Source organism: Proteinivorax tanatarense, from assembly GCF_040267685.1.
Taxonomy (GTDB): Bacteria; Bacillota; Proteinivoracia; order Proteinivoracales; family Proteinivoracaceae; genus Proteinivorax; species Proteinivorax tanatarense.
The window spans coordinates 1,434,310-1,459,171 of the sequence record NZ_CP158367.1 but is presented as its reverse complement, the minus strand read 5'-3'; the positions used below and the strand labels follow the sequence as shown (position 1 = coordinate 1,459,171).

Sequence of the window (24,862 nt, the reverse complement as noted above, 5' to 3'; positions counted from 1 at the left end):
TAATATGCCTATACAACTATTTTGAATTTATTGAATTAAAAATAAAGCGGGATTTCCCCCGCTTTATTTACTTTCTGATGTTTAGCTTTTGAATTAAGGTTCTGTATCTTTCGATATCTTTGTCTTTTAAATAGTTCAAAAGATTACGTCTTTTACCAACCATTTTAAGAAGACCTCTTCTAGAATGAAAGTCCTTTTTATGGGTTTTAAAATGGTCGTTTAATTGATTAATCCTATGTGTTAAAACTGCAATTTGTACTTCTGGAGATCCTGTATCCCCTTCATGAGTTTTAAACTCTTCAATTACTTTTTGTTTGTCAAAAGTCATAATTTTTCACCTCCTATTTTTACTCCGTTAGCCCAGAATACCGTCGGTGAGTCGATAAACAGAGCATAAGGAAATTACATAAAGAATTTTATCATATAAATCCCTAAATGTAAAGAAATACTAACATAGAATTTCTTTAGACCTTATTATATCCTCATTTACCTGAGTTATGAGTTTCTGTTTACTGCAGAATTGTTTTTCTTCTCGCAAAAATTGTATTAATTTTAGAGTTATTTTTTTCCCATATAAATTTTCCTCTAAACCAAAAATATGGACTTCTACTACAAGTTTATTGCTACCAATAGTTGGTTTAGTTCCGAAGTTAGCAACTCCTGAGAAAGTTTCCGTACCTACTATTACTTTAACAGCATATACACCTTTTTTAGGAAATAATAAATTGCTGGGTAGATAAAAATTGGCAGTAGCAAAACCGAATTTTTTTCCTAATCCCAGCCCCTTAACTACTACACCAGTATATAAAGGATAATCTCCTGAAATATTATTATAAAGGGCAATATCCCCATCAAGCAGTGCTTTTCTAAGAACAGTACTTGATGCTATTAAACCATTAAAAGTTACTGCCTCCACAACCTCGGTAGAAAATTGTTGATACTTTTTTAAAAACTCACCATTACCTTCTCCTTTTTTGCCAAACGCAAAGTCATATCCTATCACAACGCCTTTACAATTAAGCTTATCTATTAAAATATCTTGAACGAATTCGAAAGCGGAAATGTTAGAGAATTGATGAGTAAAAGGTATTATTATTAAATAATCAACTCCGGTTTTTCTCAACTTTTCTATTTTAACTTCCAATGAATTTACAATTTTAAAGTCTGATACAAACAATGATTGTGGATGGGGAAAGAAAGTAATTAATACAGATTTACCCTCTCCTTTGATCGCTTTTCTCTGTACCTTCTCTACTAATAGCTTATGACCTTTGTGATAACCATCAAAATTGCCTATGGTAACATAAGAACGTTCTTTAAATGGTGATATGTTATCTATGCCAAATATTACTTCCATTCCACCCCTCCTCTTTAAAAATATACTTTTTCAGGGATTAAGACATTATTTTTAACTCGAGCTAAGGCTAAAAATTCTCCTGCAGTGTTATAAACTCTTGCTACTCCCTTTACTTCTGAATTTATAGCAACTTTTCTGCCATGAATTATAGAATCACTACTGGGTTCATTTAGAACCAGCTTTGGAAAATGAACCAGTGCTGAATCTATGGGCAACATAATATCAAAAACATTTTCTCTTTTTATTTTTGACAAAGGGATAGCAGTATCAATTTCAAATGGCCCAACTTTTGTTCTTAATAAAAATGACATTACACCACTAGTGCCTATTGATTCACCTATATCGGTACATAAGGTTCTTATGTATGTTCCTTTAGAACAAGTTACATCAATATAGAATTTTTTACAATCAAAAGGTTTCTCTAACAACTTAATATTATATATCTTAACCTTTCTAGTAGGAATATCAACTTCTTCACCTTGTCTATAGTATTCATATAATTTTTTACCTTTTACTTTTATAGCTGAGGCCATAGGAGGAGTTTGATTAATTTCGCCTGTAAACTTTTCTAGTATATTGTTAAGTTCATTTTTGCTTAATGAAAAATTATCTGGCAGCTCTTTTTCAATAACATTTCCATATAGGTCTCCTGTGTCTGAAGTTTTCCCTAGAGTTACTTCAGCTCTATAAACCTTGTCAAAATCTAAGACATATTGACTAACTCTCGTTGCTTTGCCAACACATATAGGCAGCACACCAGCAGCATTAGGATCTAATGTGCCAGTGTGCCCAACTTTTTTTATGCCTAACTTTTTTCTTATTTCAGCTACCACTTGATGTGAAGTTTTACCTGGTGGTTTTAGTACATTTAATATGCCATTCATTTTATTCGTTTAACTTCCCTTCTACAGTCTTTAGAACATCTGCTAAAATTTTTTTATGAGATTGGGCTTTTAAACTAAAGCCAGCTGCTTTTTTATGTCCTCCGCCACCAAAATCGCGACATATTTCACCCACATCTAGGGTACTGGTAGACCTAAAGCTAAACTTTAGAAGCTCAGGTTCACATTTTATCAAAATAGCAACTTCTACTCCATCTATATTTCGGAGATACTCTACAAGGTCGTCAATTTGTTGAAAATCACTAAGTCCATGTACTAAAAGGTCGTTTTTTTCGGCAACGAGGACTGCTACTCTATTATTTATATAAAGTTTGATGTTGTTTAAAAAGTAAGATAAAACTTTATAGTGACTTATGCTTTTTTTCTCCAAGTTTTGTTTAAATACACTGGGGTTTACCCCAGATTCTAGCAACTCACTTGCGATAGCATGGGTATCTGAACTAGTATTCTCATATGAGAAAAAACCAGAGTCTGTTACAATCCCTAAATAAAGAGTGTTGGCTATAGGTTGGGTTATGGGCACTTTTAAGGTCTTTAATATTTCGAAAATAAGCTCAGCTGTTGCTACTTTACTATCATCACAATAGTTGATATCAGCAAAACAGGTATTTTTAGGATGATGGTCAATATTTATCGACATAGTAAAAGCTGAAATCTCTACTCCTTGATCAGTTAAACGCTTTTCATCACTACAATCTAGAGCTATTATACAGCTATCAAGATCAGATGGCTTGCCAAGGGAAATCAAACTAGTTTCTTCTATAAATTTAAATTGCTCAGGCAGAGTATCTGTACAGTACATTGATACTGTTTTACCTAAAAACCTTAACCCTAAACCCAGGGCTATTATAGAACCTATGCTATCTCCATCAGGCCCAGGATGAGCAACTAAGGAAAATTTACTGCTTTTATTAAGCTGATTAATTAAAGTATTTAAACTATCTTTCATCATGAATATCCTTTAATAATTTATCTATCTTATTACCATACTCTAAAGAATAATCAAACTTAAAATATAACTCTGGTACATGTCTCACCTTTAAACGTTTCCCCAACTCTGAGCGAATAAATCCCTTAGCCTTTTCTACTCCTGTTAGGGTATCTTTTTTTTCTTGTTCACTGCCATACACTGTGAAAAATATAGTCGATTCTCTTAAGTCACTTGTTACATCAACACTTGTAATTGTTAAAAATCCAACTCTTGGATCCTTTAAGCGTTTTTGGATAATGTCGTTAATTTCTATTTTTATAGCTTCTCCTAACTTCGTTGCTCTTTGAGACATAATAATCACCTCATTTAAACTGGTTTTACTTCTTGTTCAGTAAAGCACTCCACCATATCACCGTCTTTTACATCATTAAAGTTTTCCAATAAAATCCCACACTCATACCCTGTGTTTACTTCTTTAACATCATCCTTAAACCTCTTAAGAGTATCCAGCTTTCCTTCGTATATCACAATGCCATCTCTTATTAAGCGTACTCCGTAACCCTTAACCATTTTTCCTTCTGTAACATAACTACCAGCTATAGTTCCTATTTTTGATGCTTTAAAGGTTTGTCTTACTTCTGCTTTCCCTACAAATACTTCTTCATATTCAGGCTCTAAAAGACCTTGCATTGCTTTTTTTACATCTTCTATAGCATCGTAAATTATTCGGTAAAGTCTTAAGTCCACGCCATCTTTTTTAGCTGTTTTTTGTGCACTTGTATCTGGTCGAACATTAAAACCTATTATTATAGCTGATGATGCTGAAGCTAGCATCACGTCATTTTCATTGACTGCTCCTACCCCGGTATGAATAACTTTGACATTTACCTTTTCATCAGACAATTTTTCTAATGAATGCTTAATTGCTTCGCAGGACCCTTGCACATCAGCTTTAACAATTATATTTAAATCTTTAATTTCCCCTTCTTGAATAGACTTAAATAAATCATCTAAAGATACAGCTGAATTGTTTTGCATCAGCTCATTTTTGTCTTTGTTTAATTTTTGTTGTGCTAGGTTCCTAGCTGTTTTATCGTTTTCCATTACCCTAAAAGACTCACCTGCCTGTGGGGCTTCTGACAAACCTAAGATTTCCACAGGTGTTGAAGGCTTAGCTTTTTTTATATTTTTGCCTTTGTCGTTGATCATTGCTCTAACTTTACCATAAGCTGTACCACTTGCTATGGAATCACCAACATGCAGTGTACCTCTTCGAATTAGTACAGTAGCAACTGGTCCTCGACCTTTATCAAGTTTAGATTCAATTACCGTACCACTGGCAAGGGCATTTGGGTTAGCTTTTAACTCCTGCATTTCTGAAACTAAGACAATCATCTCTAGCAAATTGTCTATCCCTTCACCTTTTAAAGCAGAAACTTCTGCAAAAACAGTATCTCCACCCCATTCTTCAGGTACAAGGTTATAGTTTGCCATTTCTTGTTTAATTTTATCTACGTTAGCAGTGGGTCTATCTATTTTGTTTACCGCTACTATAATCGGTACCCCGGCAGCTTTTACATGATTGATCGCCTCAACTGTTTGAGGCATAACTCCGTCGTCTGCCGCCACTACTAAAATTGCTATATCTGTCACTTGAGCACCTCTTGCCCGCATTGCAGTAAAAGCTGCATGCCCAGGTGTGTCTATAAATGTAATTTTATTTTCATTAGCTCGGACTTGATATGCACCTATATGTTGGGTTATCCCCCCAGCTTCACCAGTTGTTACTTTTGTATTTCTAATTGAATCTAAAAGAGTGGTTTTACCATGATCCACATGCCCCAAAACAGTGACCACTGGCGAACGTGGTTTTAAATCTTCTGGCTTGTCGTCAAAATCAAGTTCATCAACTTTTTCCTCTTCTTCAGATTTAACTTCAACAGTAACATCAAACTCTAACGCTACCAATTCCACTGTTTCAACATCTAAGGATTGATTTAAAGTTGCCATAATTCCTAAAGACATCAATTTTTTAATTATCTCTGTAGAGCTAACCTGTAACTGTTCTGCTAACTCTGCAACTGTTATACTATCACTTGTTAAAACTACTTTATTATTCATTTGATCATCCTTTGTTATCTGTGATTGTTCGTTCTTTTTCTGCTTATTTCTACCTCTTTTTTTATTTTTTGTTTTGTTTTTTTTGCTTTGGTCTTTTTGATCTTCTGTATTCTCTATTAAAGTCTCTTTTGTATCTTTTTTATCGATATTGTCATTGTTTTTTTCTTCCTGAACTTTAATAAACAAATCATAAACATAACTAACATCTTCTTCAGAAAGAGTGCTCATATGATTTTTTACATTTATCTTTGTTCCTTGCAAGCGCTCCACTAGTTCTTTACTAGAAACTGATAAGTCCCGAGCCACTTCATATACTCTATACTTTTTTGACATAGTTAACCCCCCCAATTATTCTACACTGTATTTTCCACCTTCCCATTTTTTTAATATGGCTTTTGCAAATCCTTTATCAACTATAGAAACTACCGTAGTATTACTTTTTCCTAAAGCATTTCCTAATTGTTTTTGGTTGAATTTTTCAATTATGGGAATATGCATTGAATTTGCTTTCTTATAAAAATTATCTTTTGTATTATTGCTAGCATCTTCTGTAATTATAATTAACTTAGCTTTTTTTGCTTTAATACTTTTTTCCACTGCTGTGCTACCAAGACTTAATTTGCCAGCTTTTCGAGCAAAGCCCAAAAGGGATATCACTTTAGCCTATCTTCCAAAATTTGATAAACATCTTCTGGCACAGCAGTTTTTAGTGCTTTGTCAAGTCTTTTTGATTTATAGGCCTTCTTAAAACATTCTAGTTCTGGACAAATGTATGCACCTCTTCCAGGCTGTTTACCTGTAGGGTCAATAAAAATATCTTCTTCTTGTGTTTTTACTACTCTAATAAATTCTTTCTTTGCCTTCATTTCTTGACATCCGATACACATGCGTTTAGGAACCTTTCTCTTTCTCACTTTGCCACCACCTTAAAACTTATTAGTTTAGTTGACTTTCACATTTAATATCAATTTTCCATCCTGTCAACTTAGCGGCTAATCTAGCATTTTGACCTTCCTTACCTATAGCTAAAGATAGTTGATCGTCTGGAACTATAACAGTGCTAACTTTCTCTTTCTCGTCAGGTATAACATCTAATACCTTTGATGGACTTAAAGCTTGTGAAATGTACTCTTTAGGATCTTCACTATACTTAATTATATCGATTTTTTCTCCTCTAAGCTCTGAGACGATAGCTTGTACCCGCATCCCTTTAGGACCTACACAAGCACCAACTGGATCTACATCAGGATTGGATGATACGACTGAAATTTTTGAGCGATACCCCGCTTCTCTTGAAACTGCTCTTACTTCAATTATACCTTCATGTATTTCAGGAACTTCTCTTTCAAATAACCTTTTTACCATCCCCGGATGACTCCTCGACACAAAAATCTGTGGTCCTTTTGAAGAATTTTTCACCTCTAAAACATAGGCCTTAATATTTTGGTTCATATTATAATCTTCACCTTCTATTTGCTCTGCTGGTGGTAATATAGCTTCGGTTTTTCCCAAGTTGATAAACACATTTTTCTGTTCAATCCTTTGTATAAGTCCAGATACAATATCCTCTTCCCGGTCTACAAACTCCTCATAAACAATCGTTCTTTCCGCTTCCCTGAGCCTTTGAACAACAACCTGCTTAGCTGTTTGGGCTGCTATCCTTCCATACTTTTTAGGTGTAACATCAACTTCCATTTTATGCCCTATTTCTGCTAACTTAGAGATGCTGCGAGCATCCTGTAATGAAATTTCAAAGTTTGAATTTTCTACTACCTCCACTACTTCCTTTGTAGCAATTAACTTAACAACACCCTCATCTTTGTTTATTTTCACTGCTACATTTTCTACATTGCCAAAATCTTTTTTATATGCCGCCAGCAAGGCTGCTTCTAAAGCATCGTACATCACATCTTCTTTTACACCTTTTTCCCTTACTATATCAGTTATTGCTTGTAAAAACTCATTACTGTCCATTTAGGGACACCTCCTAAAACTTTATTGTTAACTTAACATTAGCAACTTCATCATAGTTGAGCACATATTCTTCTTCTTTTTCTTCATCCAATATATGTATTTTATTGTTGACCAGTCCTTCTAAAATCCCCACAAAAAGTTTTTTACCGTTTATTTTTTTATAGGTCTTAACCTGAACTAAGTGCCCCTTAAAACGTGAAAAGTCTTCTGGTTTCTTTAGAGGACGTTCTAAACCCGGTGATGAAACTTCTAAAAAGTATTGCTCTTTAATGGGATCAATATCATCTAAATATTCACTTATCTTTTCGTTTACTTTAGCACAGTCTTCTGTTGTCAATTCACCATCTAAATTTTCTATAAAAACACGTAGATAGCTATAACCACTTTCTTTGACTAATTGCACGTCTACAAGGTTAAAACCCAGCTCTTCAGCTATTACTCGTACATAACTTGTTATTTGAACAAGGACATCCTTTTTCATTTTTTTCACCTCTTAAAGTATCATATATAACAATAAAGAGTGGGGATGCCCCACTCATACAGTACTCCTATTAGATTGTACCATTTTTTAGGGAGCATTGCAACTAACTAAAATAAAGAGAGTTGGTTAGTTTCAGGTAAATCTTTTAAACAACCAAGTTCCTTTAGAGTTGAAATAACAGTTTTTGATAATTTAGTCCTTTTTTTCATATCTTCAATAGATAAAAATTCTCTATTATTTCTAGCATCTAAAACAGTTTTCGCTGCATTTAGACCTAAGCTTGGTACTGAAACTAAGGGGGGAAGTAAGTTGTTATCATCGATGATAAATCTATTATCATGTGATTTATAAATATCTACGGGCAGGAATTCAAACCCTCTTAAATACATCTCTAAACAAATTTCCAACATAGTTAAAGTTGATTTTTCTTTTGCTGTCATGTTATTACCCAATGATTTAAGTTCTTTTAGTTTAGCTTTTATTCCTTTAAGGCCTTCTTTTACTAAAGTTACATCAAAGTCTGTAGCCCGTACTGAAAAATAGGCACAATAAAAAGCTATAGGATGATGCACCTTAAAATAAGCTATTCTAAACGCCATCATTACATAAGCAACAGCATGAGCTTTAGGAAACATATATTTAATCTTTTTACATGAGTCGATATACCACTGAGGTACATTATGATTTTTCATAGCTGATAAAAACTCGTCTGTCAGTCCTTTACCTTTTCTTACTGACTCCATTATTTTAAAAGCCATAGACGGTTCAAGGCCTTTGTGTAATAAATAAGTCATTATATCATCACGAGTGGAAATAACTTGTGACAAGGGGGCAATATTATTCTTTACAATATCTTGAGCATTATTCAGCCATACATCTGTTCCATGCGATAAACCACTTATCCTAAATAGTTCTGATAATGTAGTTGGCTTGGTGTCCACTAACATTTGACGAACAAAAGATGTTCCAAATTCTGGTATTCCCATGCTCCCTACTTCAGAGCCTAGTTCTTTAGAATCTATTCCTAAAGCTTTAGTTGAAGAAAACAAAGACATTGTTTTGGGGTCATCTAAAGGTATTTTTTGAGCGTTAACGCCGGTCAAGTCTTCTAGCAGCTTTATTACTGTAGGATCATCATGACCTAGTATATCGAGTTTTAATAATCTACTACTTATAGCATTATAATCAAAGTGGGTGGTTATAGTATTTGACTTTTTATCATCTGCCGGGTGTTGAATAGGACAAAAATCATAGATGCTTTTATCATTGGGTACAACCATGAGTCCGCCAGGATGCTGTCCCGTAGTGCGTTTAATCCCACTACATCCACTGACTAAACGATTTGTTTCTGCATTCCGTTTAATGAGGTCTTTATCCGAAAGATAGTTTTTAACAAATCCAAAAGCAGTTTTTTCAGCAATTGTTGAAATTGTTCCCGCCTTAAAAACATATCCTGTGCCGAATAATTCTTCTGTATACTTATGTGCAGTTGCTTGATATTCTCCTGAGAAGTTCAAGTCAATATCTGGTACTTTATCTCCATCAAAACCAAGGAAAACTTCGAAAGGTATATCATGACCATCTTTAACAAAGGTTGTATTACATTTAGGACAATCCTTATCGGGTAAATCAATACCTGTTCCAACCGAACCATCTTCAATGAATTGACTATATTTGCAATTAGGGCACCTATAATGAGGGGGAAGTGGATTAACTTCTGTTATATCTGTAAATGTGGCAACTAAAGATGATCCAACTGAACCCCTAGAACCAACTAAGTAACCATCACTAAGTGACTTTGTAACAAGCTTATGGGAAATGTAGTATATTACCCCAAAACCATGCTTTATTATAGAACCTAGTTCCTTTTGTAGTCTTTTAGTTACTATCTCAGGAACTGACTTCCCATATAATTCCTCACTTTTCTCTTTACACATTCTTTTAATCTCGTCGTCTGCATTATCTATTTTAGGAGTAAAAAGACCATCTGGAATGGGTTTTAACTCTTCTATCATATCAGCTATTTTCCCAGGGTTTTCTATTACGACCTCTTGCTGAGTTTCTTTAGGAAGATAAGAAAAATCAGATAACATTTCATTGGTTGTTTTAAAATATAATGGTGGCTGCCTATCAGCGTCAGAAAATCCTTGGCCAGTCATAAGTATTTCTCTATAGATGTTGTCATGATTATCTAAAAAATGTACATCCCCAGTAGCAACCACTGGCTTGTTTAATTTTTTCCCTAAAGATATAATTTTTTTGTTTATTGATTCAATCTGTTCTTTACTGCTTAAAATATCTTTTTCAATTAGAAACTGATTGTTTTTAACAGGTTGTATCTCCAAGTAATCATAAAACTGTGCAGTTTCTTTTATAATATTCTCTTCTTCATTATTTAAAAACATTTGAAAAATTTCTCCTGCTTCACAAGCAGAGCCAATTATCAAACCGTTAGACAGATTTTTAATTAACGTTTTACTTAGTTTAGGCTTTTTATAAAATAGTTTTGTATGAGCTAATGATATAAGCTTATATAAGTTTTTTAACCCTTCATAATTTTGGGCTAATATTATACAGTGGTATGTTTTTTTGCCTTTTAGTTTCTTTTCAGAAGGAATTAAAGAAAGGGATTTTAAAGTTAAAAACCCTAAATCCTTACTTTCTTTAAAAAGTCTAAGAAGCAAAAATGCTGTAGCTTTACTATCATCTTCAGCTCTATGATGGTTTTCCAGGTTTATATCATAATGATTAGCCAACGTCTTTAACTTAAAATCACTAACTCCTAAAACTAATAATCTGCTTAGATTCAAAGTATCTAAAGCGAGGTACTTAAAATCAATCTCTTGTTTTTTACAAGCAGAGTCAAGAAAACCTAAATCAAATTTTGCATTATGAGCTACTAGTATAGCTCCTTTACAAAAATCAATAAATTTAGGAAGTACATCATTGATAGAAGGAGCCTCTTTTACATTTTCTTCAGTTATTCCAGTTATTTCTGTGATTTTGGGAGGTATATTTTTGTTCGGTTTTACAAAAGATGAAAAACTGTCAGTAATTTCTCCATTATTAACTTTAACAGCTCCTATTTCAATAATTTCATCTGTCTTATTGTTTAAGCCTGTAGTTTCAAAGTCTAAAACTACAAAAGAACAGTTTTCATAATCCTTGTCATTTAACATAGAAGTATCTCCAAAAAAAACATCATTTTTTTCGTCATCAACTAAATATGTTTCCACTCCGTAAATGATTTTTATATCAAGATTTTCACTAACTTCAGCTGCTTCCGGAAATGATTGAACAACGCCATGATCTGTTATAGCAATAGCTTTGTGCCCCCAGTTGGAAGCTCTTTTAATCAGCTCTGAAACAGTCACTGTGGCATCCATTGTGCTCATTTTCGTATGAGAATGTAACTCTACTCTCTTTTTTTCTGCCTCATCGTTCTTCGCTACAGGTTGAAATCTATTAATTGAAAAAGGAGAAAAAGTTAGTTCTTGAGTATATTTATCCGTTTGAACATATCCAAAAACTTTTATATAGTCACCCTTATTTAAATTAGGACGCTGTTGTCCATCCTCTAAAAAATATTTACATGTAATAGAATCAGTATTATCAGTGATATCAATGGTAAGTAAAGTCCTTCCGGTTCTAAATTCTAAAACCTCTACATTAAAAACTAAGCCAGCTACACAAACATTTTTATCTTCTTCTAGTATTGTTGATATATCAACAGGAGTTGCAGTAATCTGCTTCCCTATGACAACATCGCCTTCCCTTGGAGAAGTTCCTTGTGAAGATATGGACTTGCTTTCTTTTATTTTCTTTTCTAAAGATTTTATATAAGTCACTTCATCTTCTTTATGGTTGTTAGACACTTTTTTAGTGTCATGCTTTTTTTCCGATAGATTAATTAAAACCCTTGCTTCAGCTTTTATTTTCTTCAGAAAATATTTTTCTAACCATTTATCTAACCCATTTTTGAGGGCATAAAAATGATGTATTTTATTTGGTATAGATAACTTAACTACCTTACCTTCTACAGTTAAAGACCACATTTGAGTACTACCTTTAAACGTTGTATACTCATTTTCTATTTTCTCTAAAATATGTTCTTTATTTTTTTTTACTAAATATAAAAGAGTAGTCGACGGCAAGCTTTTTTGAATACAAAATTCTATTTTTACATCAGGTACTAAATTATTTAACTGTTTCTTTAGATTTATAACTGATTTTTCACAATAGTTTATTTCACTAATGAAAATAACCCATCGGTTGTGATGGGCGGAAACAGAAATCTTATTTATTTTAAGCTCTTTATTTGAAATCTGCTTTGCTTCCATAAAAATCCCCTAACTATCATAATTTACTTTTTGTACTCCCCTAATTGCTGCTAGTTCACCTAATAAGTGATGCAACGACACCTTAGGTGTAAGACCTAAAAACAGCATTATTTCCATATCCCCATTATCTACAGAGCTTAGAGATACATTTCTAATATCAATTTTATAACTACCTATTTGACTGGTGATTTCTCCTAGAATTCCAGGTCTATCTCTTACCTCTATTTTAACCTGTATACTTTGTTTAGTAAATACTAGTTTTTGTTCTAACTTAGAAAACAACATTAATACCACTACAATAAGTAGTGTTGTAGCTATAGCTATATAAATATAACCGAATCCCACTGCCATTCCAGTGGCAGATACGGCCCATAAACTGGCAGCAGTTGTTAAACCTCGAATAGATGACCCCTCTTTCATAATCGTTCCTGCACCTAAAAAGCCTATACCACTAACTATTTGTGCTGCTATTCTTCCAGGGTCCCCTACTTGAAAACTGTCATAAACCTGCCATGATATAATAGTAATTAAAGCAGAACCGACACAGACTAAAGCATGAGTACGAAAACCTGCTGGGTGGTTATTAGTTTCTCTTTCTAAACCTACTATACTTCCTAAAACAATTGCTAGTAACAGTGCACCAAAAAGTTGAATAGCTGTCATCTCTTCCTCCTCTTTTATCAAAAAATCCTAGGTTTAACTAGGATTTTTAATATAGTAGTGTACAATTTCCCAATACATTTTTAGTCTAGCCACAAAACCTTTGACAACCCCCAGTTTTTCTTCTTTCATAACATGGCTCATATCTGGAAGTTGAACTATTTGAATTTCAATATCATTATTTTCCACAAACCTAGTTAGTGCAAGTTCCACTCCAAACCTGGATACATCTAAGTCAGAAACTTTATTAAGTAGGTCCCTTTTAATCGCCCTTTGCCCCGATAAATAAGGGGCTACCCTTTGAGCTAGATCTGTAGTAGCTCTCCCTTGCGAAAAGACTCCTAAACTCATTAACTTATCACCATTTAACACCGGGTCTAATAAGTCTGCGACATGTTTATCTGTCAAGCCAATCAAATCCGCATCTAGAAATAGTATAATTTCTGTCTCACAACTTTTTAACCCCTCATTCATTGCTCCACCCTTACCTTTATTTTCGCTAAGTTCTATAACCTTAGCTCCATTCAACTTTGCTACTTCAGCAGTATCATCTATAGAGCCGTCACTTACCACTATAACTTCTGAGACATTTTTGTGACTTTTAACTACCTTAACAACATTGCCTATTGTTTTCCCTTCGTTGTAAGCTGGGATTATGCATGTAGCTGACAAATTAGTTTCCTCCTTTAGAAATAATTGTCTAAAGTCTCTACAACTTCCTCTACGTCAATTAGAGATTTCTCTTTATTATCTCTATACTTTATTTCCACTTTATTTTCTAATGCGTTTTTACCCACTACTATTTGAACTGGTACCCCTATTAGTTCATGATCCTTAAATTTTACTCCCACTCTTTCTTTACGGTCATCTAACATTACATCATACTTTATTTTAAGTTTGCTGTATAAGTCTTCCGCTAATTTATTTTGTTCTTCTTTTTTAGTATTTACTGGTATTATAGATACTTGAAAAGGAGCCAAAGCTTTTGGCCAAATTATTCCGTTTTCATCGTGGTTTTGCTCTATTACTGCTGCTAGTAAGCGATTAACACCTATGCCATAACACCCCATTAGTAAAGGTACTTCTTTTCCTTCTTTATTTAATACTGTAGCCTTTAGATTTTTAGAGTATTTATTGCCTAACTTAAAAATATGACCTACTTCAATACCTTTTGACTTACTTAACGGAGAATTACAGCTTGCACAAAGCTCCCCTTCATTTACTGAGCGTATATCTGCTGTAATGTTCGGGGTAAAGTCACGACCTATATTGCAGTTTATTAAATGAGTATCTTTTTTATTCCCACCTACCACAAAGTTCTTCATTTTCTCTACTTCTTTATCACAAATTATCGTTGCTCCTTGAAGGTATATAGGCCCTGTAAACCCTAACTCACTATTTATTGCTTTTATTTGAAGTCCATCTGCTGGTTCTAAATCGGTAGTGTTTAAGATTTTCTTTAGCTTTACTTCATTAATTTGATGATTTCCTTTTACTAAAACCACATATGTTTTCCCATGTGCCACATAGACCATGGATTTCACAATGTTACCAAGCTCTACTTCTAAAAAACTAGCTACATCATCAATACTGCTAACATCTGGTGTAACAACTTCTTTTAAATCTTTAGTGTTTTTTTCCGATTGACTTCCCATAGTTTGACTAATTGCTTTTTCAATATTTGCTGAATACCCACAGTTAGAGCAGTATATAATATCATCTTCTCCAACTTCACTAATTACCATAAACTCATGGGAATGAGAACCTCCCATGTTTCCAGAATCAGCATCTACAATTTGATATTTTAAATCAAGTCTCTCCAAGATACGCTTATATGCATTAAACATAATCTGATAACTGCTATCTAGTCCATCTTCTGAAAGATCAAAGCTATATCCATCTTTCATGATAAATTCTCTGCTGCGCATAACACCGAACCGTGGTCTTCTTTCATCTCTGTATTTTGTTTGAACTTGATACAATGTCATAGGCAAATTTTTATATGACTTTAAGTTATTTCTAACGATGTCAGTAAAAATCTCCTCATGAGTAGGACCTAAACAAAAATCTCTATCATGTCTATCTTTTAACCTAAACATCTCGTCTCCAAATTCATTCCATCTTTGAGATTCATGCCATAGCTCAGCTGGTTGGATAGCAGGGCCTAAAATTTCTAAACACCCAGATTCATCCATTTCATCTCGAATTATATTTTCCACCTTTTTCAATATTTTATAGCCTAACGGCAAATAAGTATAAATTCCTGATGCTTGCTTTCTAATTAAGCCAGCTCTTAACATTAACTGGTGACTAACAGTTTCAGCTTCGTTAGACGCTTCGCGAAGCGTTGGTAAAAAATACCTTGATGTTCTCATATAACTACCTCCTAAATAATAAAAATCTCCTCCCTAAGCTAGGGACGGAGATCCGCGGTACCACCCAAAATTGATACGAATATGTATCCTCTTTTACGGCTATAAAGCACCACCATGGACTTTAGAATTTGGTTCAATAGATTAGCAGATGAAGTTCTCAATCAATCTCCATTCCCTGTACTGCATAGACTATTTACTATTTTCTAATTTCGTCACCTAAATATTTGGAAATATTATATCATTTATTTTCCAATTTGTCAATTTCCACACAAAGCTCATCAAGTAATGCCGCATTAGGTACTGTTTTTATAACTTTACCTTTAGAAAATATTATTCCCTTTTCCTTTCCTCCTGCTATGCCTAAGTCAGCTTCTTTAGCTTCGCCAGGGCCGTTAACAACACAACCCATAACAGCAACTTTTATGTTGTTTTTATTGTGTTTGAGCTTTTCCATAACTTTTTTAGATAGATTTTCTATATCTACATCACAACGACCACATGTAGGACAAGAAATAACTTCAGTTTTTGTTTTGGATGTAGATAAATTTAAACTATGAATAATTTCATAGGCAACCTCTACTTCCTGAACTGGATCTCCCGTTAAAGATACTCTAATGGTATCCCCTATACCATTATATAATAGAGTGCCTATCCCAATGGCAGATTTAACTGTACCTGATTTATACAAACCAGCTTCTGTAACACCTAAGTGTAACGGGTATGGTAACTTCTGTGATAATTTTGTATATGCTTCTATAGTAGTAATTACGTCTGATGATTTTAAAGAAATGCAAATATCTATAAAGTCTAAGCTTTCCAAAACCTCCACTTCTCTTTGAGCAGCAATCACCATTTTTTCGGAAGTACTAATATCTTTTCTATCTACTAAGTCTTTAGACAAAGAGCCGCTGTTGACCCCGATTCGTATAGGAACTGAATTTTTTTTAGCTTTTTCAATAACCCTTACAACACTGTCCCTTCTCCCTATATTACCTGGGTTTATACGAACTTTGTCTATTCCATTTTCAATAGCTGCCAAAGCTAGTTTATAATCAAAATGGATATCTGCAACCAAAGGAATTTCAACATGCTTTTTAATATCTGCAATAGCCATTGCACTTTTTAAGTCCGGTATAGCCAATCTCACCACTTGACAACCAACTTCAGTAAGTTGCTTAATTTGATTAACAGTACTTTCAATATCACAAGTTTTTGTGTTGGTCATTGATTGAATTACTATGGGGTTATCCCCCCCTATTTTTAACTTTCCTACTTGTATTACTTTTTTTTCTTTTCGTTTAATCATATTTCACCTCAAGATAGTATCCTCATAATATCGTTATACATAACTATAACAAATAGCAGTAAAAGAAATAGGACACCGATAATGTGAACAAAACCTTCTTTTTCCGGATCAATTGGTTTACCTCTAACTCCCTCAATAATAAGAAATACTAGTCTACTGCCATCTAAAGCTGGAATAGGTAGTAAATTCAAAACACCCAAGTTTACACTTAAAGCTGCAGCAAATAATATCACGTTTGCTAAACCAAACCTCACAGTTTCTCCTACTAATGATACTATACCTACAGGTCCAGCTAAATCATCAATAGATCCTTCATCACCAAAGAATAAATCCCTTAAACCGTGAAAAATCATTCTGCCAACTACTGCAGTTTGTGATAATCCATATTTAATTGAGTCAACAAGCCCCAATCTTTCTAATGGTGGCATTATTCCGATTACTCCCCGCTGTCCTGTTTCATCATACTGTGGAACTACCGTAACATTTTGAATCTTATCATTTCGCATAATTTCAATATTTAAGCTTTGCTCCGGAGCAGCACTAATTTCTTCTACAATGTCTTCCCATGAGTTTACCTCTTGTTGGTCAATGCTTATTATTACATCACCAGATTCTAAACCTGCTTGGTCAGCTACATCCCCTTTAACAACTCTTCCTATTTCACCAGCATTAGTAGCTAATCCAAATGCAAAAGCTACTAACATAAAAAGTAAAATAGCCAGCAGAAAGTTCATAAGTGGACCAGCTAAAACAAATAAAAATCTTTCGCCAACAGTCTTAGATTGCATGCTACCTTCTTTTGAACGCTCATCCTCATCTTCCCCAAGTACTCTTACATAGCCACCTAGGGGAAATAATCTTATGGCGTATAATGTCTCAGCTTTTTGAAATTTTGCTATTGCAGGACCAAAACCGATAGCAAAATCTTTAACATGCATTCCAACAGCTTTTGCCACTAAAAAATGTCCAAGCTCATGTACTGTTATTAGTACACCTAAAACAATAACAGCTACAATAATTGACATCTAATCACCCCTTAATCAATCCCAATGTACTTTCTCTTGCCCAATTGTCTATGTCTAATACCTCACTTAAAGTAGGATGCTGAATATTCCTATGCATAGAAAGAACTTTTTCAATGATTTTAGATATGTCATTAAAGTTTATTCTACCACATAAAAACGATTCCACACATACTTCATTTACCGCATTTAGCACAGCTGGATTACTACCACCTGTCTTTATTGCTTCAATACATAAAGACAAACCATTAAATGTTTCATAGTCCGGCCGCTCAAACGTCAAGTTTTGATCAAAAATATCAAGCCTTTTGAAATTATTCATGAATCTTTCGGGATAAGAAAAGGCATAACTTATTGCCATTCTCATATCCGATGGCCCCATCTGAGCAATAATGTTTCCGTCGCTAAAACAGACTGCAGAGTGTATTATACTTTGAGGATGAATTACAACTTCAATTTGATCTAAACTCAGATCAAAGAGCCATTTAGCTTCAATTATTTCCAGACCTTTATTTATCATAGTTGCTGAATCTATAGAAATTTTACTACCCATATCCCAGTTAGGATGTTTCAACGCATCTTGAGGAGTTATTTTTTCAAGTTCAGCAGATTTTTTACCGCGAAACGGTCCACCTGATGCTGTTAAATAGATATTTTCAATAAATTTAGAAGAGTTACCTTGTATTGCTTGGAATATGGCAGAGTGTTCACTATCTACCGGTAATAAAGGATTATTGTTGTTTTTAACTAACTCCATTATAATATGACCAGCAGTTACTAGTGTTTCCTTATTAGCTAAAGCTACTTTTTTATTGTTTTTTACAGCATTATAGGTTGGTAATAAACCAGCCGTTCCCACAATTGCCGACAAAACAGTATCAACTTCTTCACAGGATGCTGCCTCAATAACACCTGATTCTCCACCAAGCACCTTTATCCTAGTGTCTGCCAATCTACCTTTAAGCTCCATCGCCTTTTTTTCATTATATACAGCCACTACCTCCGGCTTAAATTTTCTAGCCTGAATTTCTACTAAATCTATGCTTCTGTTGGCAACTAAACTATATACAGACAAGTTAGGAGCCTGCTCTATTACTTCTAGGGCCTGTTTACCAACAGAGCCGGTAGACCCTAGTATTGCTATATTCATATAAGCTTCCCCCTTAATTCATTATATAAAATACTTAAAAAATATATATCCAAATGGAGCTATAAACAATAGACTATCAAATCTATCTAAAATCCCACCATGACCTGGAAGAATATCTCCAGAATCCTTTATATTACACTTTCTCTTTAAAGCTGACTCAAAAAGGTCCCCTATTTGTGCTAATATACTTCCAACAAAGGCAAAAAGAAAGGCTTCATGAAAAGCTAATATATCTAGATAATAGTTTGCCGATACCAAAAATAAAATGCAGAGGAATAAGCCCCCTAAAGCACCTTCAATAGTTTTCTTAGGAGAAACAGAAGGTAACAGTTTGTTTTTTCCTACTGATAAACCTACAAAATATGCACCAGTATCGGTAATCCACGGTATGACAAGAATTATCAATAAAAAAATAAATCCATTTTCCTGCTGTCTAATAGCCCCCAATAACCAAAACGGTAAAAATATGTAAGGAATTGGGATTAACGAGTAAGCCAATGTATTAATCTCTTCACTGTGAAAATTAACTATTAATAAATAAACAGCAATAATAAAAAAGTAAACAAAAAATATTATATGAAAAGGTATTGAAGAAAAAAATAAACAAAACCCAAAAAATGCTATTGGAATTCCCACTTTAAATTTAGGTAGATTCAACATTTTAGTATATTCTGATGTTGCAATCATCCCTAATAATAGAAGTGAAGCACTTAACGGTAGCCCTCCTAACCATATAATAATTAATATTAGGGGTATACCTAGTATTGCCGTGCCAATCCTTTTAAACATTTACTTTTTCCTCCCTAAAATACCACCAAATCTCCTATTTCTATTTTGATAGCTTTTAATGGCCTTTAAATATTCATCTTCACCAAACTCAGGCCAAAGTGTTTCGCAAAAGTATAGCTCGCTGTACGCAATTTGCCATAGTAGGTAGTTACTTACTCTCGCTTCTCCTCCAGGCCTTATTAATAAATCAGGATCTTTAATATCCTTTGTTTCTAGATGTGAAGCCAATAACTTTTCATTGATGTTTTCTATTTCAATATCACCCTTATCAACTTTTCTAGCAATTTCCTTAGCGGCATTAACAATTTCACTTCTTGCTCCATAGTTTATAGCAAAAACTAAATTAAGTCCTGTATTTTGAGATGTCTGGTTTTTACCTTTTATTATAGCCTCCTGGGTTTTGTTAGGCAACTTGTCTATTTCTCCAATAGTGGATATTTTAACGTTATTTTTATGTATATTTTCTAACTCTTTACCTAAAAATTCAACGGGTAGTTTCATAAGATAGTTGACTTCTTTTTCTGGCCTTTTCCAGTTTTCTGTAGAAAATGCATATAAAATTAAATTTCCAATACCAATTTTAGCGCTAACTTCAATTATTCTTTTCAACGCTTCTACACCTTTTTTATGCCCCATACTTCTTGGCAAACCTCTTTTTTTAGCCCATCTGCCATTACCATCCATAATGATCGCTACAGTTTCTGGCACGTTTTCTTTATTATATTCTTTGCTAAAAAATGACAATTTTAAACCTCCTCAACGCAAAGAGTAATATAGATTAGCCCTCCCTAAGAAAAGGAGGGCTAATCTTATCTTTGCTTAACTATATAAAGCAATAGTTTATTGTGTCCTTCTTTTTGCTTTATAACCCGCCACTTAAAAGGATCAACCACTTGTTCTTCTTCTAAGCTTATTAGTTCATATTCTTTTTCTTTATGTACTAACATACGTTTTGCTTCTTCTAGGTTCAAAGCAAGTAAGTTCAATATATTACACCTCTAAAATTTCTTGTTCCTTATTTTCAATAACAATATCAGCCTCTTTAATAAATTCATCAGTTATTTTTTGAATTTCCTCTTGTGCCTTTCGACTTTCATCTTCAGAAATTTCGTTATTTTTTTCCAGTGATTTTACAGTGTCATTGCCGTCTCTTCGTATATTTCGTATAGCAACCTTTCCTTCTTCACCTTTTTGCTTAACATATCTAACCAACTCATTTCTTCTTTCTTGGGTAAGCGCCGGTATTGCCAAGCGAATAACTGTACCATCATTATTAGGAGTTAAACCTAGGTCAGATTTTAAAATTGCTTTTTCAACTTCTGGTATCACTGACTTGTCCCACGGCTGAACAACTAACAAGCGTGGTTCAGGAGCAGATATGTTTGCTAATTGGTTTAGCGGTGTTTGAGCCCCATAATATTCCACCATTATTCTGTCTAACAAACTAGGTGTCGCTCTACCTGCTCTTACAGAGTTCATGTCTGTTTGCAATGATTCAATAGCCTTCTTCATTCTTGTTTTAACATCTGAATAAACATCGTTAATCATTATTCTCCCCCTTTACTATTGTTCCTATTTTTTCTCCCATCACTGCCTTTTTAATATTGCCTTCTTGATTTAAAGCAAAGACAATAAGGGGAATATTATTATCCATACACAGCGATGAAGCAGTAGAGTCCATCACTCCTAAGTTTTTATTTAATACATCAATATAAGTCAATTCTTTAAATTTCTTTGCATCAGGGTTTGTAAGGGGATCGCTATCGTAAACTCCATCTACCTTCCCTTTAGCTAAAAGAATTGTCTCTGCACCAATTTCTGCAGCTCTTAGGGCTGCAGTAGTGTCTGTAGAAAAATATGGATTTCCAGTGCCGGCAGCAAAAATCACTACTCTACCTTTTGCTAAGTGGTTTATAGCTCTTCGCCTTATATATGGCTCTGCTATCTGCCTCATTTCAATTGCAGTCTGTACACGGGTTACAACTCCTATCGATTCTAATGCATCTTGCAGAGCTAAGCTATTTATAGTAGTCGCTAGCATACCCATATAGTCAGCAGTAGCCCTTTCCATGCCCTTATGGCTGGCAGTAGCACCTCGCCAAATATTGCCTCCGCCTACTACTATAGCTACTTCTGTACCGATATCTTTGACTTCCTTTATTTGCTTTGCAATTGACTTTAAAACTGTACTATCAATACTTGACCCCTCTTGACAAGCAAGGGCTTCTCCACTTAGCTTTAAAATTATACGGTTATACTTAGGCATTTTTAAAAAATATCCCCCTTTTTGTTTCTATATATTGCAGATAAAATCCTTTAATTTTTTAAAAAAGAGCACTAAAAGGTGCTCTTTTTAATGATGTGATATTTTATTAAACCTGAGCTGCCTTTTTTACTTCTTCTACAAAGTCTTCATCTTTCTTTTCTAGACCTTCGCCAACTTCGTATCTAACAAAGCGGCGGATTGAGATATTTTCGCCGATCTTTGCAATTTTTTCTGTCAACAGTTCTTGAACAGTTTTATCGCCATCTTTAACAAACTCTTGCTCTAAAAGACAAACTTCGCTAAAATATTTATCCATACGACCTTCAACCATCTTTTCTACAATATGTTCTGGTTTTCCTTCATTTAGAGCTTGATTTTTAAGAACCTCTTTTTCTCGCTCAAGCTCTTCTTGGGGAACTTCTTCTCTGGTAACATAGGTTGGGTTAGCAGCGGCGATTTGCATTGCAATATCACTAACAAATTGTTTAAACTCTTCATTTTTGGCAACAAAATCTGTTTCTGCATTTACTTCTACTAAAACTCCAATTCTTCCATCTCCATGTATGTATGACTCTACTACTCCTTCAGCTGCAACTCGGCCAGATTTTTTAGCAGCGGCAGACAACCCTTTTTCTCTTAAGTAATCAACAGCTTTATCCATATCGCCTTCAGTTTTAGTTAAGGCCTTTTTACAATCCATCATCCCAGCACCGGTTTTTTCTCTTAACTCTTTTACAAGTTTTGCAGTAATCATAATATAATATATCCTCCCTTTTTTTACTAAATTTTAAAAAAAGGTAAGGGCCACTTAATACTAACCGTGGCATCTCCTTACCTCAAAGTCTATTATTCTTGTTCCCCTTGTCTTCCTTCTATAATTGCATCAGCAATTTTAGTTGTTATAAGGGTAACTGCCCGGATAGCATCGTCGTTACCTGGTATCACATAATCTACTTCATCTGGATCACAGTTAGTGTCCACAATCGAAATTACAGGAATATCCAGATTACGGGCTTCAGCGATAGCTATTCTTTCTTTTCTTGGATCAACTACAAAAATTGCATCAGGAACTTTTTTCATTTCCTTTATTCCACCAAGGTTTTTTTCTAGCTTGTCTCTTTCTTTTTTAAGGTTAATAACTTCTTTTTTAGGAAGCAAATCAAAAGTTCCATCCTCTTCCATCTTTTCAAGTTCTTTTAACCTTCCAATTCTTTTACTGATTGTGTCAAAGTTGGTTAACATCCCACCTAGCCATCTTTGACTCACGTAATACATGCCTGCCCTTTTGGCTTGTTCTTCGACAGCCTCTTGAGCCTGCTTTTTAGTACCAACAAAAAGTACGGTACCTCCATTTGCAGCCACCTCTTTTACATAATTATAGGCAGCTTCCATTTTTGTTACTGTTTTTTGCAGGTCAATTACATAGATTCCATTTCTTTCTGTAAAAATATATTCAGCCATCTTTGGATTCCAACGACGGGTTTGATGCCCGAAATGTACACCTGCTTCTAAAAGTTGTTTCATTGAAATAATTGCCATTATAATTCCTCCTTCCTGGTTTGCCTCCGCTCTTCTGTAAGTGATATAAACCATAAGGTCACCAGTATCACTAACGAGCGTGCGTTTTACAACATTAGTAGTATAACATATTATTTGTTTTTATACAATAAAAAGATTAGTCAAAATCTAAATTCATAGCAGGAACCAAATCTTCATCCTCTTCAAACATTAAAGTGACTGGAATGGTAAAAAATGAATTTGGTTTAAGATGAATCTTGTGTTCTTTAAAATGCTGGGTTAGCATTAGTTCTGCGGTCGCTTCTATATCACTAGAAATGCTTTTTGCCAACTCATCTTCGTCAATATTTAAAAGTAGTTGCAACATGGCGTACTCAACATTGTCTTTAAAATTTTGTTCCATAGAGTCAATCATTTCCTCTGGTAAGTCAACTTTTATATCACCTACAGTCACAAATGCTTCGCTAATTTGACCACTCATATGTTCATCTATAATAATTGGAATATCATCCTTTGCCTTATCTATATGATTCGGCAACTGTTCCTTTGTCACATCAACAACAATTTGGTTAATTTGTGGCAAAAATTGTTCCATGTCCACTCTGACATATAGCCCAGAACCATAGGAAAAATATATGTACATTGATAAGCAAGCTAAGGTAACTATGATTCCACCTAAGAAAACTAAACCTAAATTCAAAAAACTAATCTTCTTTGTCATATTTAAATCCCCCCATCAATTACTATTATAACTTTAGAAGAGGAAAATATGCTAAAAGAAAATTAGTTTGTTAGAATTTCGATAATTTTTTCATATTCTAATCCATTTTGTAAGTAAAATGTTCCATACTTAATGTTATGGGTTTGATCTAAATCTTTGACAGTTTCCTCAAATTCATTAGAGTCAGAAATAACTTTGTTATTTACAAGACTTTCTGTAATTGTCGATAATGAGCTGCCCTCTTGGATTTTTATTTTATGATAGGTATTGTTTAATTGTTTTTCAAAATCTTCTTGAATTTCGATAAAAATTTCATCATATAAATCTTGTCTAGCTTCTTCTTTACTTAACATTCCCTGGGATTTAGCTATAGTTAAAATATCATTTTCGTTGACAAACAAGGGCTTAGAAGTAAGAGTCAGAATCAAGTATACTGATAAAATACCCACTCCTACTCCTAGTAAAAACTTATCCATTTTTAGCATTACGCTCCTTTTTTAATAAACTAGCAATAATATTAATTTCTCCTACCCCTCTATCTAATTCTTCAGCGACCTCAGTAGCTGACTTCCCTTTATCTAAAAGCTTTATAACTTTACTATGTTTTGCTTCAAGTTTGCTAATTTCTGCATTTTCCTCTGTTTTTTCAATATTTTTTTGCTTTAAAGCTTTTAACTGGCTTTCATGTGACAATTTAATCTCTTTTAACGCATTTTGTTTTGCATAGAAAATTTGGTTTATAGCGTCCTTTTTATTTCTTTCAATTTCCATTAAAAGCCTTTGATAAGTTTTTTCAAGCTCATCAACTTCATAGTTGTTTTGATGTAATTCCAATTCAAAACTTTCAGAGCTTTGTTTTTTTCTGATATAGGCATACAGTACAGCTAAAATGATAATTAAAACTCCTACAAGGAGGATAACTGGTTCTGACATAAACACTACACCCTTT

Annotated in this window: 27 protein-coding genes; all 27 read right to left on the bottom strand. The window is 33.9% G+C overall.

The features are described 5' to 3' along the window. Positions 1 to 67: 67 nt before the first annotated feature. Entirely contained in the window at positions 68 to 328 is a 261-nt protein-coding gene (gene rpsO, locus PRVXT_RS07305) for a 30S ribosomal protein S15 (RefSeq protein ID WP_350345004.1), read from the bottom strand. Positions 329 to 448: 120 nt separating this feature from the next. Continuing rightward, positions 449 to 1,357 carry a bifunctional riboflavin kinase/FAD synthetase gene (locus PRVXT_RS07300; protein WP_350345003.1) on the bottom strand — a complete coding sequence of 303 codons (909 nt, stop codon included), beginning with the start codon at positions 1,355 to 1,357 and terminating at the stop codon, positions 449 to 451. A gap of 14 nt (positions 1,358 to 1,371) precedes the next feature. Next, positions 1,372 to 2,241, bottom strand: coding sequence for a tRNA pseudouridine(55) synthase TruB (truB, locus tag PRVXT_RS07295; RefSeq protein WP_350345002.1), 870 nt, complete (start codon positions 2,239 to 2,241; stop codon positions 1,372 to 1,374). A gap of 1 nt (position 2,242) precedes the next feature. Then, the gene (locus PRVXT_RS07290) at positions 2,243 to 3,208 is read right to left on the bottom strand and encodes a DHH family phosphoesterase (protein WP_350345001.1); all 966 of its coding nucleotides are present in this window, start codon (positions 3,206 to 3,208) and stop codon (positions 2,243 to 2,245) included. Beyond that, positions 3,198 to 3,542 carry a 30S ribosome-binding factor RbfA gene (rbfA, locus tag PRVXT_RS07285; protein WP_350345000.1) on the bottom strand — a complete coding sequence of 115 codons (345 nt, stop codon included), beginning with the start codon at positions 3,540 to 3,542 and terminating at the stop codon, positions 3,198 to 3,200. The genes PRVXT_RS07290 and rbfA overlap by 11 nt, the downstream gene beginning before the upstream one ends. A 14-nt stretch (positions 3,543 to 3,556) precedes the next feature. Beyond that, complete coding sequence (infB, locus tag PRVXT_RS07280) at positions 3,557 to 5,644, bottom strand: translation initiation factor IF-2 (RefSeq protein WP_350344999.1); 2,088 nt, start codon at positions 5,642 to 5,644, stop codon at positions 3,557 to 3,559. A 15-nt stretch (positions 5,645 to 5,659) separates the two neighbouring features. Next, a complete protein-coding gene (locus PRVXT_RS07275; RefSeq protein ID WP_350344998.1) occupies positions 5,660 to 5,968 on the bottom strand; it encodes a L7Ae/L30e/S12e/Gadd45 family ribosomal protein in 309 nt (102 codons plus the stop codon). Then, positions 5,965 to 6,225 carry an RNase P modulator RnpM gene (gene rnpM / locus PRVXT_RS07270; RefSeq protein WP_350344997.1) on the bottom strand — a complete coding sequence of 87 codons (261 nt, stop codon included), beginning with the start codon at positions 6,223 to 6,225 and terminating at the stop codon, positions 5,965 to 5,967. The genes PRVXT_RS07275 and rnpM overlap by 4 nt, the downstream gene beginning before the upstream one ends. Before the next feature lie 22 nt (positions 6,226 to 6,247). After that, entirely contained in the window at positions 6,248 to 7,285 is a 1,038-nt protein-coding gene (gene nusA / locus PRVXT_RS07265) for a transcription termination factor NusA (RefSeq protein WP_350344996.1), read from the bottom strand. Between the two features lie 13 nt (positions 7,286 to 7,298). Further along, positions 7,299 to 7,766, bottom strand: coding sequence for a ribosome maturation factor RimP (gene rimP, locus PRVXT_RS07260; protein WP_350344995.1), 468 nt, complete (start codon positions 7,764 to 7,766; stop codon positions 7,299 to 7,301). A gap of 107 nt (positions 7,767 to 7,873) precedes the next feature. Next, positions 7,874 to 12,106 carry a PolC-type DNA polymerase III gene (locus PRVXT_RS07255; protein WP_350344994.1) on the bottom strand — a complete coding sequence of 1,411 codons (4,233 nt, stop codon included), beginning with the start codon at positions 12,104 to 12,106 and terminating at the stop codon, positions 7,874 to 7,876. 9 nt (positions 12,107 to 12,115) lie between these two features. After that, the gene (locus PRVXT_RS07250; RefSeq protein WP_350344993.1) at positions 12,116 to 12,769 is read right to left on the bottom strand and encodes an MgtC/SapB family protein; all 654 of its coding nucleotides are present in this window, start codon (positions 12,767 to 12,769) and stop codon (positions 12,116 to 12,118) included. Between the two features lie 33 nt (positions 12,770 to 12,802). Beyond that, positions 12,803 to 13,438, bottom strand: coding sequence for a glycosyltransferase family 2 protein (locus PRVXT_RS07245; RefSeq protein ID WP_350344992.1), 636 nt, complete (start codon positions 13,436 to 13,438; stop codon positions 12,803 to 12,805). Between the two features lie 14 nt (positions 13,439 to 13,452). Further along, on the bottom strand, positions 13,453 to 15,141 hold the full coding sequence (locus PRVXT_RS07240; RefSeq protein WP_350344991.1) for a proline--tRNA ligase: 1,689 nt from the start codon (positions 15,139 to 15,141) through the stop codon (positions 13,453 to 13,455). A 238-nt stretch (positions 15,142 to 15,379) separates the two neighbouring features. After that, positions 15,380 to 16,444, bottom strand: a complete 1,065-nt coding sequence (gene ispG / locus PRVXT_RS07235; RefSeq protein WP_350345127.1) for a flavodoxin-dependent (E)-4-hydroxy-3-methylbut-2-enyl-diphosphate synthase — start codon at positions 16,442 to 16,444, stop codon at positions 15,380 to 15,382. An 11-nt stretch (positions 16,445 to 16,455) separates the two neighbouring features. Beyond that, complete coding sequence (gene rseP, locus PRVXT_RS07230) at positions 16,456 to 17,472, bottom strand: RIP metalloprotease RseP (RefSeq protein WP_350344990.1); 1,017 nt, start codon at positions 17,470 to 17,472, stop codon at positions 16,456 to 16,458. Positions 17,473 to 17,476: 4 nt separating this feature from the next. Further along, entirely contained in the window at positions 17,477 to 18,619 is a 1,143-nt protein-coding gene (locus PRVXT_RS07225) for a 1-deoxy-D-xylulose-5-phosphate reductoisomerase (protein ID WP_350344989.1), read from the bottom strand. Positions 18,620 to 18,640: 21 nt separating this feature from the next. Continuing rightward, a complete protein-coding gene (locus PRVXT_RS07220) occupies positions 18,641 to 19,408 on the bottom strand; it encodes a phosphatidate cytidylyltransferase (RefSeq protein ID WP_350344988.1) in 768 nt (255 codons plus the stop codon). Next, positions 19,409 to 20,152, bottom strand: a complete 744-nt coding sequence (locus PRVXT_RS07215) for an isoprenyl transferase (RefSeq protein ID WP_350344987.1) — start codon at positions 20,150 to 20,152, stop codon at positions 19,409 to 19,411. It lies immediately after the preceding gene. Between the two features lie 65 nt (positions 20,153 to 20,217). Then, positions 20,218 to 20,394: a hypothetical protein gene (locus tag PRVXT_RS07210; protein ID WP_350344986.1), complete on the bottom strand. Its 177-nt coding sequence runs from the start codon at positions 20,392 to 20,394 to the stop codon at positions 20,218 to 20,220. A gap of 4 nt (positions 20,395 to 20,398) precedes the next feature. Next, entirely contained in the window at positions 20,399 to 20,956 is a 558-nt protein-coding gene (gene frr / locus PRVXT_RS07205; protein WP_350344985.1) for a ribosome recycling factor, read from the bottom strand. Next, positions 20,949 to 21,674 (bottom strand): UMP kinase, encoded by a 726-nt coding sequence (gene pyrH, locus PRVXT_RS07200; RefSeq protein ID WP_350344984.1) that lies wholly within the window; start codon positions 21,672 to 21,674, stop codon positions 20,949 to 20,951. The genes frr and pyrH overlap by 8 nt, the downstream gene beginning before the upstream one ends. Positions 21,675 to 21,780: 106 nt before the next feature. After that, on the bottom strand, positions 21,781 to 22,428 hold the full coding sequence (tsf, locus tag PRVXT_RS07195; RefSeq protein ID WP_350344983.1) for a translation elongation factor Ts: 648 nt from the start codon (positions 22,426 to 22,428) through the stop codon (positions 21,781 to 21,783). 92 nt (positions 22,429 to 22,520) lie between these two features. After that, on the bottom strand, positions 22,521 to 23,213 hold the full coding sequence (gene rpsB / locus PRVXT_RS07190; protein WP_350344982.1) for a 30S ribosomal protein S2: 693 nt from the start codon (positions 23,211 to 23,213) through the stop codon (positions 22,521 to 22,523). Positions 23,214 to 23,349: 136 nt separating this feature from the next. Continuing rightward, positions 23,350 to 23,913, bottom strand: a complete 564-nt coding sequence (locus tag PRVXT_RS07185; RefSeq protein ID WP_350344981.1) for a hypothetical protein — start codon at positions 23,911 to 23,913, stop codon at positions 23,350 to 23,352. A gap of 62 nt (positions 23,914 to 23,975) precedes the next feature. Further along, on the bottom strand, positions 23,976 to 24,389 hold the full coding sequence (locus PRVXT_RS07180) for a hypothetical protein (protein ID WP_350344980.1): 414 nt from the start codon (positions 24,387 to 24,389) through the stop codon (positions 23,976 to 23,978). Beyond that, positions 24,382 to 24,846, bottom strand: a complete 465-nt coding sequence (locus PRVXT_RS07175; RefSeq protein ID WP_350344979.1) for a DUF6115 domain-containing protein — start codon at positions 24,844 to 24,846, stop codon at positions 24,382 to 24,384. The genes PRVXT_RS07180 and PRVXT_RS07175 overlap by 8 nt, the downstream gene beginning before the upstream one ends. Positions 24,847 to 24,862: the final 16 nt, after the last annotated feature.

Coding starts and splice junctions, on each gene's coding strand:
- rpsO (WP_350345004.1), bottom strand. CDS start 328: ATGACTTTTGACAAACAAAAAGTAATTGAAGAGTTTAAAACTCATGAA.
- PRVXT_RS07300 (WP_350345003.1), bottom strand. CDS start 1,357: ATGGAAGTAATATTTGGCATAGATAACATATCACCATTTAAAGAACGT.
- truB (WP_350345002.1), bottom strand. CDS start 2,241: ATGAATGGCATATTAAATGTACTAAAACCACCAGGTAAAACTTCACAT.
- PRVXT_RS07290 (WP_350345001.1), bottom strand. CDS start 3,208: ATGAAAGATAGTTTAAATACTTTAATTAATCAGCTTAATAAAAGCAGT.
- rbfA (WP_350345000.1), bottom strand. CDS start 3,542: ATGTCTCAAAGAGCAACGAAGTTAGGAGAAGCTATAAAAATAGAAATT.
- infB (WP_350344999.1), bottom strand. CDS start 5,644: ATGTCAAAAAAGTATAGAGTATATGAAGTGGCTCGGGACTTATCAGTT.
- nusA (WP_350344996.1), bottom strand. CDS start 7,285: ATGGACAGTAATGAGTTTTTACAAGCAATAACTGATATAGTAAGGGAA.
- rimP (WP_350344995.1), bottom strand. CDS start 7,766: ATGAAAAAGGATGTCCTTGTTCAAATAACAAGTTATGTACGAGTAATA.
- PRVXT_RS07255 (WP_350344994.1), bottom strand. CDS start 12,106: ATGGAAGCAAAGCAGATTTCAAATAAAGAGCTTAAAATAAATAAGATT.
- PRVXT_RS07250 (WP_350344993.1), bottom strand. CDS start 12,769: ATGACAGCTATTCAACTTTTTGGTGCACTGTTACTAGCAATTGTTTTA.
- PRVXT_RS07240 (WP_350344991.1), bottom strand. CDS start 15,141: ATGAGAACATCAAGGTATTTTTTACCAACGCTTCGCGAAGCGTCTAAC.
- rseP (WP_350344990.1), bottom strand. CDS start 17,472: ATGTCAATTATTGTAGCTGTTATTGTTTTAGGTGTACTAATAACAGTA.
- PRVXT_RS07225 (WP_350344989.1), bottom strand. CDS start 18,619: ATGAATATAGCAATACTAGGGTCTACCGGCTCTGTTGGTAAACAGGCC.
- PRVXT_RS07220 (WP_350344988.1), bottom strand. CDS start 19,408: ATGTTTAAAAGGATTGGCACGGCAATACTAGGTATACCCCTAATATTA.
- frr (WP_350344985.1), bottom strand. CDS start 20,956: ATGATTAACGATGTTTATTCAGATGTTAAAACAAGAATGAAGAAGGCT.
- pyrH (WP_350344984.1), bottom strand. CDS start 21,674: ATGCCTAAGTATAACCGTATAATTTTAAAGCTAAGTGGAGAAGCCCTT.
- tsf (WP_350344983.1), bottom strand. CDS start 22,428: ATGATTACTGCAAAACTTGTAAAAGAGTTAAGAGAAAAAACCGGTGCT.
- rpsB (WP_350344982.1), bottom strand. CDS start 23,213: ATGGCAATTATTTCAATGAAACAACTTTTAGAAGCAGGTGTACATTTC.
- PRVXT_RS07185 (WP_350344981.1), bottom strand. CDS start 23,913: ATGACAAAGAAGATTAGTTTTTTGAATTTAGGTTTAGTTTTCTTAGGT.
- PRVXT_RS07180 (WP_350344980.1), bottom strand. CDS start 24,389: ATGGATAAGTTTTTACTAGGAGTAGGAGTGGGTATTTTATCAGTATAC.
- PRVXT_RS07175 (WP_350344979.1), bottom strand. CDS start 24,846: ATGTCAGAACCAGTTATCCTCCTTGTAGGAGTTTTAATTATCATTTTA.